The sequence below is a fragment of the Streptomyces sp. NPDC058653 genome (assembly GCF_042716895.1).
GTDB lineage: Bacteria > Actinomycetota > Actinomycetes > Streptomycetales > Streptomycetaceae > Streptomyces.
The window spans coordinates 75031-82312 of the sequence record NZ_JBHXRM010000041.1; the positions used below are offsets into that span (position 1 = coordinate 75031).

A 7282-nucleotide genomic window follows, 5' to 3' on the forward strand; every position below is an offset into this window, starting at 1 on the left:
CCTCAGGACTCCAGCAGCCGCTGCCCCACGTACTCGCCCTCGCGCGCTCCGGCCGGCACCGCGTACAGCCCGCTCGCCTCGTGCCGTACGAAGGCCGACAGCGCGTCGCCCCTGTCGAGCTTGCGCTGCACCGGCACGAAGCCCCTCAGCGGATCGGCCTGCCAGCAGATGAACAGCAGGCCCGCGTCGGGTGTGCCGTCCGCCGCGATCCCGTCGTGGAAGGAGAACGGGCGCCGCAGCATCGCGGCCCCGCCGTTCTGTTCCGGCGCCGAGATCCGGGCGTGCGCGTTGTCCGGGATGACCAACGTGCCGTCCGGGCCGGTCTTGTCGAGGTCGAGCGCCGTCGTCTCCGAACCACCCGTGAGCGGCGCGCCGTCGGACTTGCGGCGACCGATGACGAGCTCCTGCCGCTCGACCGGCAGGGCCTCCCAGTCGTCGAGGAGCATCCGGATCCGGCGTACGACGGCGTAGGAGCCGCCCGCCATCCAGTCGGGTGTCCCGGCCGGCGGCTTCGCGGGGACGAAGATCCGCCGGTCGAAGTCGGGGTCGGCCGGCCTGGGGTTGTTGGTGCCGTCGACCTGGCCCATCAGATTGCGGGCGGTCATCGGACGGGCGGTGGCTCCGGGCGAACGGTTGAAGCCGTTCATCTGCCACCGCACGTGCGCCGCGTCGCCCGCCTCCTTGAGAAGGGCGCGCAGCGCGTGGAAGGCGACGAGCGCGTCGTCCGAGCCGATCTGAACCCACAGGTCGCCGTCGCTGCGGCGCGCGTCGAGATGGTCCGAGGAGAACGCCGGCAGCGGGTCGAGCGCCGAGGGGCGCCGGTCGGCCAGCTTCGTACGGTCGAAGAAGCTCCGGCCGAAACCGAAGGTGACCGTCAGCGCGCAGGGCCCCGCGTCCAGCGCGACCCCCGTGTCGCGCTCCCCGGCCGGCTCGCCCGCCATGAGCCCGCGCGCGGTCTCCGACCAGCGCCGCAGCAGCGCCGCGGCCTCCTTGCGCCCGGCGCCCGGGGCGAGGTCGAGGGCGACCAGATGGCCCCGGGCCTGCATGGGGCTGGTGATACCGGCCTGGTGGGCGCCGTGGAAGGCGACGGCGGCCGAGCCGACGGTGGCGAGCGCGGCCGGCTCGTCGGGGCGGGTGGCGGCGTACGTGGCGCCTCCGCCGGCCGCGCCGGCGACGAGGCCCGCGGCGCCGGCCGCACCGGCCGTACCGATCAGCCGCCGCCGTGAGATCGCGCGGGCGCCGCCGGCGCCGGTGCCGTCCGCGCGGGTGGGATCGGCTCCGGCGCCGTTCGCGTCGGTGTCGCGGGTGGTACGGGTGTCGCTCACGGGGTCAACCGATCTTCACGTTCTTCTCGACGGTGGTCTGGTCGATGTCCGAGGTCCGCACGGTCACCTGGAGGGACCAGTCGCCGGGCATCGGGATCTGTACGTTGCTCGAGCTCCAGTGTCCCGGCGCCAGACGCTCGGGCACGACGGGGAGCGGGCCGATCCGCTCGGACTTGAGGGTGTAGGCGACCTTCACCTCGGGCACGTCCATCGGCTTGCCGTCCGGCCCGTCGAGCCAGACGTGCATGAGGTTGGAGCCGGGGCTCGCCGGGTCCAGGGTGAGCCGCAGAGTGCCCTTGCCCTTCACGCCGCCGGTGTCGAACGGCGCGGTGAGGCTGACGGGGCCGGTGGGCGCGGCGGGGGCCGAGGCCTCGGTGCCCGCGCGGCCGACCTCCTTCTCCTCCGTACGGCCGGGCTCGGTGCCGGTCAGCGCGGTCGTGACGGCCAGTACGACAAGGGCGACGCACGCCTCGGTCAGTACGGAGCGGCGCAGCCCGGACCGCTCGGGGTCGGCGTCGCGGTCGCGCCTCTTACGGGCCGTGGCCAACGCGGTTCGCTGCCGGGCGAGTTGAGCGGCGCGCTCCGGATCGGGCCCGTCACCGGCGGCGTTGTCACCGGCCTCCGTTTCGGCTTCCGCTTCCGCCCCGGATTCCGCCTCTGCCTCAGACTCTGCCGCCGATTCCCCTTCCTTCTCCACCTCGGTCTTCGCCCGCTCACCGAGCGCCCCCGTCCAGCGCCGCGAGAACCAGGCGACACAGAGCAGGACGGCGATCAGCGCGACCTTGGCCAGCAGGAGCTGCCCGTACGACGTGCCGGTCAGTGCCGACCACGAGCCGACCTGCCGCCACGCCGCGTAGAGCCCGGTCACGGCCAGGACGACGACGCTGCCGAAGGCGATCCGCGAGAAGCGCCGCACCGCCGCGCGTTCGATGTCCGGCGTCCGGTAGAGGGCGACGAGCAGTGATACGAGGCCGCCGAGCCAGGTGGCCACGGCCAGCAGATGCAGTACGTCGAGCGGCATGGCGAGACCGGTCTGGATCCCGGTCGACGCGTGCTCGGACAGTGCCCAGGTCCCGGCGATGCCGGCGGCGACGACCGTGCCGCCCAGCCCCAGCCCGAAGGTGAGATCCGCCTTCGCCTTCCCGGCGTCGGAGCCCGCCCCCGCCGCCGCCCCAGACCCGGTTTCCGCCCCCGACCCGGACCCCGACCCGGCCTCCGCTTCGGCTTCCTCTTCCGTCTCCGTGACGCGCTTCGCGTACGCCCCGAACAGCACCGCGATGAAGAGCGCCGCCGCACCGAGCAGCAGCAGCCGCGAGACGAGCGCGGCGCCCGTCTTGGTGTCCAGCACGTCCGTCAGCCCGCCGAGGTCGAACGCGTCGGCGAGCTTGCCGGACCCGGTGTACGGCGTCCTCAGTAGGAGGAGGACGAGTGTCGCGGCCGTCAGCGTGACCCATCCGCCGACGACGAGGCGCTGCAACGGCCGTACGGACGAGCCGCGTTGCCAGCAGGCGAGAATGAACGCCGTACCGCCCACGAGCAGCACGAACCCGGCGTACGAGATGTAGCGCACCGTGTCGTACAGCAGCCCGACCACGCCGCCCCCGGCCTCCTGGTCGGGCACGCTGGCCGTCGTCTTCGACGGTGCTCCTACGGAGAAGGTGAACGCGCCCGACACCGGATGGCTGTCGGCGGAGACCGCCTGCCAGGCGACGGTGTACGTGCCGTCCGGCAGACCGGGCTTGAGGTCCACGGCGTAGCGGACGATGCCGCCCCCGCTCAGGTCGCGCATCTTCGCGACGTCGACGCGCTTGCTGGTCGGATCGAGGACCCGGATCGAGTCGTCGCCCATGGCGATCTGTTCGGAGAAGGTGAGTGTGACGTCCTTGGGGGCGACGTCGACCACCGCCCCGTCCTTCGGATCGCTGCCCGTCAGCGCCGCGTGCGCCGACGCCGTACCGGAGAGCGCGCCGAGGAGACCGACGGTCAGTACGGCGGCGACGAGCAGCAGCCGTATGAGCCGGTTTCCGGAACGGGAAGCGCCGAAGCGCGGAGCGGTGGCCGTCATGGTGAGTCAGTCCCTCAGTGCCGCGTGGGGTTGTAGGTGGTCTCCTTGACGGGAAGGTCGACCTTGATCGGGTCGGTCTTCTCGAAGTGCAGTTCCACGGCGATCCGCTGCCCCTGTGCCGGCTTCTTCCGCAGGCCCATGAACATCAGATGGTTTCCGCCGCGGGACAGATTCAGTTCGCCGCCGGCAGGGATGTCGAACGACTCCACCTGCCGCATCTTCTGGTCCTTGGTCTCATGGATCGTGATGTCGTCCGTGAGGTCGCTGGTGACGGAGGTGAGCTTGTCCGCCGCGCCACCGCTGTTGGTGACGGTCAGGAAGCCGGACGCCATGTCGCTGACGGGCTGGGGCATGAAGGCGCCGGTGACCTTCAACTGAGGCTCGTCCTCGGAGGCGTCCGCCGACGAGCACCCGGCGAGCGACGCCAGCGAGGCGACCGACACCAGCACCGCCGCGGCGGCGACCGTGGGACGACTTGCCCCCGGGCGTACGGGACGGTGGCCGGCGCGCCCCCTCACGGGGTCTCGCCCTTGATGAGTTTCGGCAGATCCTTCGTGTAGTCGTCGGCCGTGGTGTCCTCGCCGTACAGGACGTAGCCGCCGTCCGTCTTCGGTGAGAAGGCGATGACCTGCGCCCCGTGCATGGAGACGACGGTGCCGTCCTTCTCCTTCGTGGCCGCGTCGATCCCGATGCCGAGCTGGCGCGCGCCGGCCTGGATGGTCGGGAAGTCGCCGGTGAGACCGGTGAAGGACGGATCGCCCGCGCTCGGCAGCCACTTGGCGAGTTCGGCGGAGGTGTCCCGCTCGGGGTCGGTGGTGACGAACACGACCTGGAGCTTGTCCTGGTCCGCCTTGGGGAGCGCCTTCCTGGCGATGGCGATGTTGCTCATCGTCAGCGGGCAGACGTCGGGGCAGTGCGTGTAGCCGAAGTAGATCAGCGTCGGTTTGCCCTTGGTCTCCTCGCGGAAGTCGTACGTCTTGCCCTTGGTGTCCTTCAGGACGAGGTCCGGCTTCTCGAAGGGCTTGTCGAGGACGGTCGCGGCCTTGGTCTTCGGCTGGACGGACACGTCCGCCACGGGCTTGGACGCGTCGTCGTCGCCGCCGCTTCCGCAGGCGGACAGGGTGAGTGCCGCGGCCGCCGCCAGTGCGGCGGCGCTGAGCACGGTCTTCTTGCGCATGGAGGTATTTCCCGTTGGTGGTGTACGGCTCCGGGCGCGGGCCCGCCACCGGGCCCGCGCCCGCAGATCAGCTGGCGGGGGTGCCGGTGGACGGCGGGGTGCGGCGGCGTCCGCCCAGGACGCCGTAGGCGACACCGGCGACGCCGATGACGATGCCGGCGATGCCGAGGCCACGGGCCATGCCGTCGCTGCTGTCGGAGGAGGCGGCGCTCTCGCCGTCCCCGCCCTTGCTCTCGGTCGACGCCTGGTCGGTTCCGGCCTTGTCGTCGTCGCCCGCCGTGTCCGCACCGGCCTTGTCGTCGGGCGCGGCGCCGTGACCGTCCTCGGAGGCGGCGGTGAGGGTGAGCACCGGAGCAGGGCTCTCGGGCTCGGCGCCCTCGGTCGGCGCGTCGATCCACCGCACGACCTCGTCGTTGTCGTACGTCTGGAGGGTCTTGAAGACCAGCTGGTCGGCGTCCTCGGGCAACTGGCCGACGGAGAGCGGGAACTGCTGGAAGTAGCCCGGCGCGACCCCGCCGCCGGACGCCGCGGTCCAGGTGACCTTCGAGACGGCCTCGGTGATCTGCTTGCCGTGCATCTCGATCGGCTTGGCGAGCTTGCTCTTGGTGACGGCGATCTTCCAGCCGGGCACGGCCTGCGGTGCCACCGAGGCGAGCGGGTGCTCGGTCGGGAAGTTGACTTCGAGCTTGACCGTCGACGCGTCGTCGCGCTCGTTCGGCACCTTGAAGTTGACCGTCGCGTAACCGCCCTTGGCGGCTTCGCCGACCGGCTGCACGCTGACGTGCGCGAGGGCGGGACCGGCGAGGAGCACGACGGCGGACGCGGCGACGCCGCCGACGACCGCCAGGCGGCGCGCGATGCGGGTACGGCCGGTGGTGGACGGTCGCGAGACGGTGTGACGAGACGTGTTCGTACGAGAGGCGTTCATGACAGGAGACACTCCACGGTGGGGGAGGGACGGTGGGCCGCGCGCGGATACGCGTCGGCATCGCGACGTCACCGCCCCACGTACTCCGTACGGGAGGTGTCGTCGCGTCAGGCCGCGAGAGCGAGTACGGCCGGCGGGCCGCGTCTGATCACCGAGTGCTGGAGCGTCCGGCCCGTGGACGACGGCGGTGCGTCGGGCCGGGGGCCGGGCCGGGCGAGAGGCGCGGGGGCGGGCGTGAGCGGCAGTCCGGCGCTCAGCGCCCGTACGAGACCGAGGGCGGCCCGCAGCGCCCGCAGCCGCGCGTTGTCGGCGACGACCTCGCCGAAGCCGTCGCCGAGGCCCTGGGAGGAGAGTGTGGCGAGCCGGGCCAGCGCGAGATCGCCGCGGCGCATCAGCCAGCCGGTCGCGAGGGCCGCCAGCAGGTGCGCGAGGAACATGGGCAGCGTCGGCAGCTCGGGCAGCAGCGCGGCGCCGCCGCCGCTCCCACCGGCCGCCGAGTGCGCGGCCGTTCCCGCGGTCGCGCCGTGCAGGTGACCGCCCTGTACGAGCCCGCCGCCGACCGTGGCGGGGTCGATGCCCGCGTCGGTCACGATGCGGCGCGCGTCCCCGGCGCTGAGCGAGGCCGGGCCGGCGCCGCAGATCAGCTTCGCCGCCATACGGACCAGTACGTCGTCGGCGCCGTCGCGCATCGTGAGGTGGTGCTGGCTGATGCCGAACAGGGTGTGCAGCGCGAGCTGTCCACCGGTGAGGGCGAGCGCGATGGCGGGCAGCGAGCGGGCGCGTCCGGCGAGCGGCGCGGCCACGGCGAACACACCGGCGAAACCGACGACGAGCGTCCACCAGGGGACGGCCTGACAGGCCGCGATCACATGTCCGGTCCCGGACAGCACGACACAGACCGCGGTGAACACCGCGGCCCTCAGGAGCCGCAGACCGGCTCCGGTGTGTGCGACACGATCCGGCATGGCGGGGTCATCATCGCACTGCGACCGGCGGCTTCGTACGGCAGGTCCGGAAGATCAGCTTCTGTCCCCTACAACGGCAGACACCTTATGCGCGTCCGCCGAATGAGTTCTTTCACGTGGACGATGTGCTTACGACTCGCCTACAGGGGCAATACGTATCGGTATGTCGAGCTGTGGCCAGGAGGCTGGAGCATGAGCATCTGGTGGTCCCTCCATTTGCGGCGCGAAGCGGCGAGCGTCCCGCTCGCACGCCGCCTTCTGATCGGCACGATGGAGACCGCGGGCGTCGACCCCGACATTTCCTTCGATCTGTCCGTCGCGCTGACCGAGGCGTGCGCGAACGCCGTCGAGCACGGCGGTGACGACCGGCCCGGTGAAGCGTCCCAGGCGTCGGCGGCCTACCGGGTGACCGCGTATCTGGACGGCGAGAAGTGCCGTATCGAAGTCTCCGACTGCGGTCCCGGCTTCCCCGCCCGCCGACCCGTCCACCGGACGGCGGCCCGCGCCGCCTTCACCGCCGAGAACGGCCGCGGGCTCTCGCTGATCGAGCAGCTGGCCGACCATGTGCACTTCCGGAACAGGCCGGGCCGGGGCGCGGTGATCAGCTTCGACAAGATCCTGAAGTGGCGCGAGGAGACCCCGCTGGTGGCCCTGGGCGGTACGGCCGCCGGGGTCTGACCCCGTCTCAAGCGCGCCATGGCTTCGAGCACCCCTGGTCTCGACACGCGTCGGCCCGGCCGCGCCCCCCCCGCGGCCCGGGCGGCCGCCCCCGGTGCCGCGCCCGGGCCCCCCGCGCAGCCCCGCATTTCCGGGGCCCTCCAC

Annotated in this window: 7 protein-coding genes; 1 reads left to right on the forward strand and 6 read right to left on the reverse strand. The window is 72.3% G+C overall.

The genetic code is table 11. From position 1 onward, the window contains the following. Nucleotides 1-2: 2 nt before the first annotated feature. The 6 genes from efeB to ACFWU9_RS28630 all read right to left on the reverse strand — a co-directional run bounded on the left by efeB (nucleotide 3) and on the right by ACFWU9_RS28630 (nucleotide 6460). A complete protein-coding gene (efeB, locus tag ACFWU9_RS28605) occupies nucleotides 3-1325 on the reverse strand; it encodes an iron uptake transporter deferrochelatase/peroxidase subunit (RefSeq protein WP_384323421.1) in 1323 nt (440 codons plus the stop codon). Nucleotides 1326-1329: 4 nt separating this feature from the next. After that, nucleotides 1330-3390, reverse strand: coding sequence for a copper resistance CopC/CopD family protein (locus tag ACFWU9_RS28610; protein ID WP_384323423.1), 2061 nt, complete (start codon nucleotides 3388-3390; stop codon nucleotides 1330-1332). 14 nt (nucleotides 3391-3404) lie between these two features. Next, nucleotides 3405-3839 carry a copper chaperone PCu(A)C gene (locus ACFWU9_RS28615; RefSeq protein WP_384323439.1) on the reverse strand — a complete coding sequence of 145 codons (435 nt, stop codon included), beginning with the start codon at nucleotides 3837-3839 and terminating at the stop codon, nucleotides 3405-3407. A gap of 65 nt (nucleotides 3840-3904) precedes the next feature. Next, nucleotides 3905-4567: an SCO family protein gene (locus ACFWU9_RS28620; RefSeq protein ID WP_384323425.1), complete on the reverse strand. Its 663-nt coding sequence runs from the start codon at nucleotides 4565-4567 to the stop codon at nucleotides 3905-3907. 67 nt (nucleotides 4568-4634) lie between these two features. Then, nucleotides 4635-5495: a YcnI family protein gene (locus ACFWU9_RS28625; protein WP_384323427.1), complete on the reverse strand. Its 861-nt coding sequence runs from the start codon at nucleotides 5493-5495 to the stop codon at nucleotides 4635-4637. A gap of 107 nt (nucleotides 5496-5602) precedes the next feature. Then, on the reverse strand, nucleotides 5603-6460 hold the full coding sequence (locus ACFWU9_RS28630) for a hypothetical protein (protein ID WP_384323429.1): 858 nt from the start codon (nucleotides 6458-6460) through the stop codon (nucleotides 5603-5605). Between the two features lie 192 nt (nucleotides 6461-6652). Here ACFWU9_RS28630 and ACFWU9_RS28635 point away from each other — a divergent pair, with 192 nt between their 5' ends. Then, the gene (locus tag ACFWU9_RS28635; protein WP_384323431.1) at nucleotides 6653-7138 is read left to right on the forward strand and encodes an ATP-binding protein; all 486 of its coding nucleotides are present in this window, start codon (nucleotides 6653-6655) and stop codon (nucleotides 7136-7138) included. Nucleotides 7139-7282 lie beyond the last annotated feature (144 nt).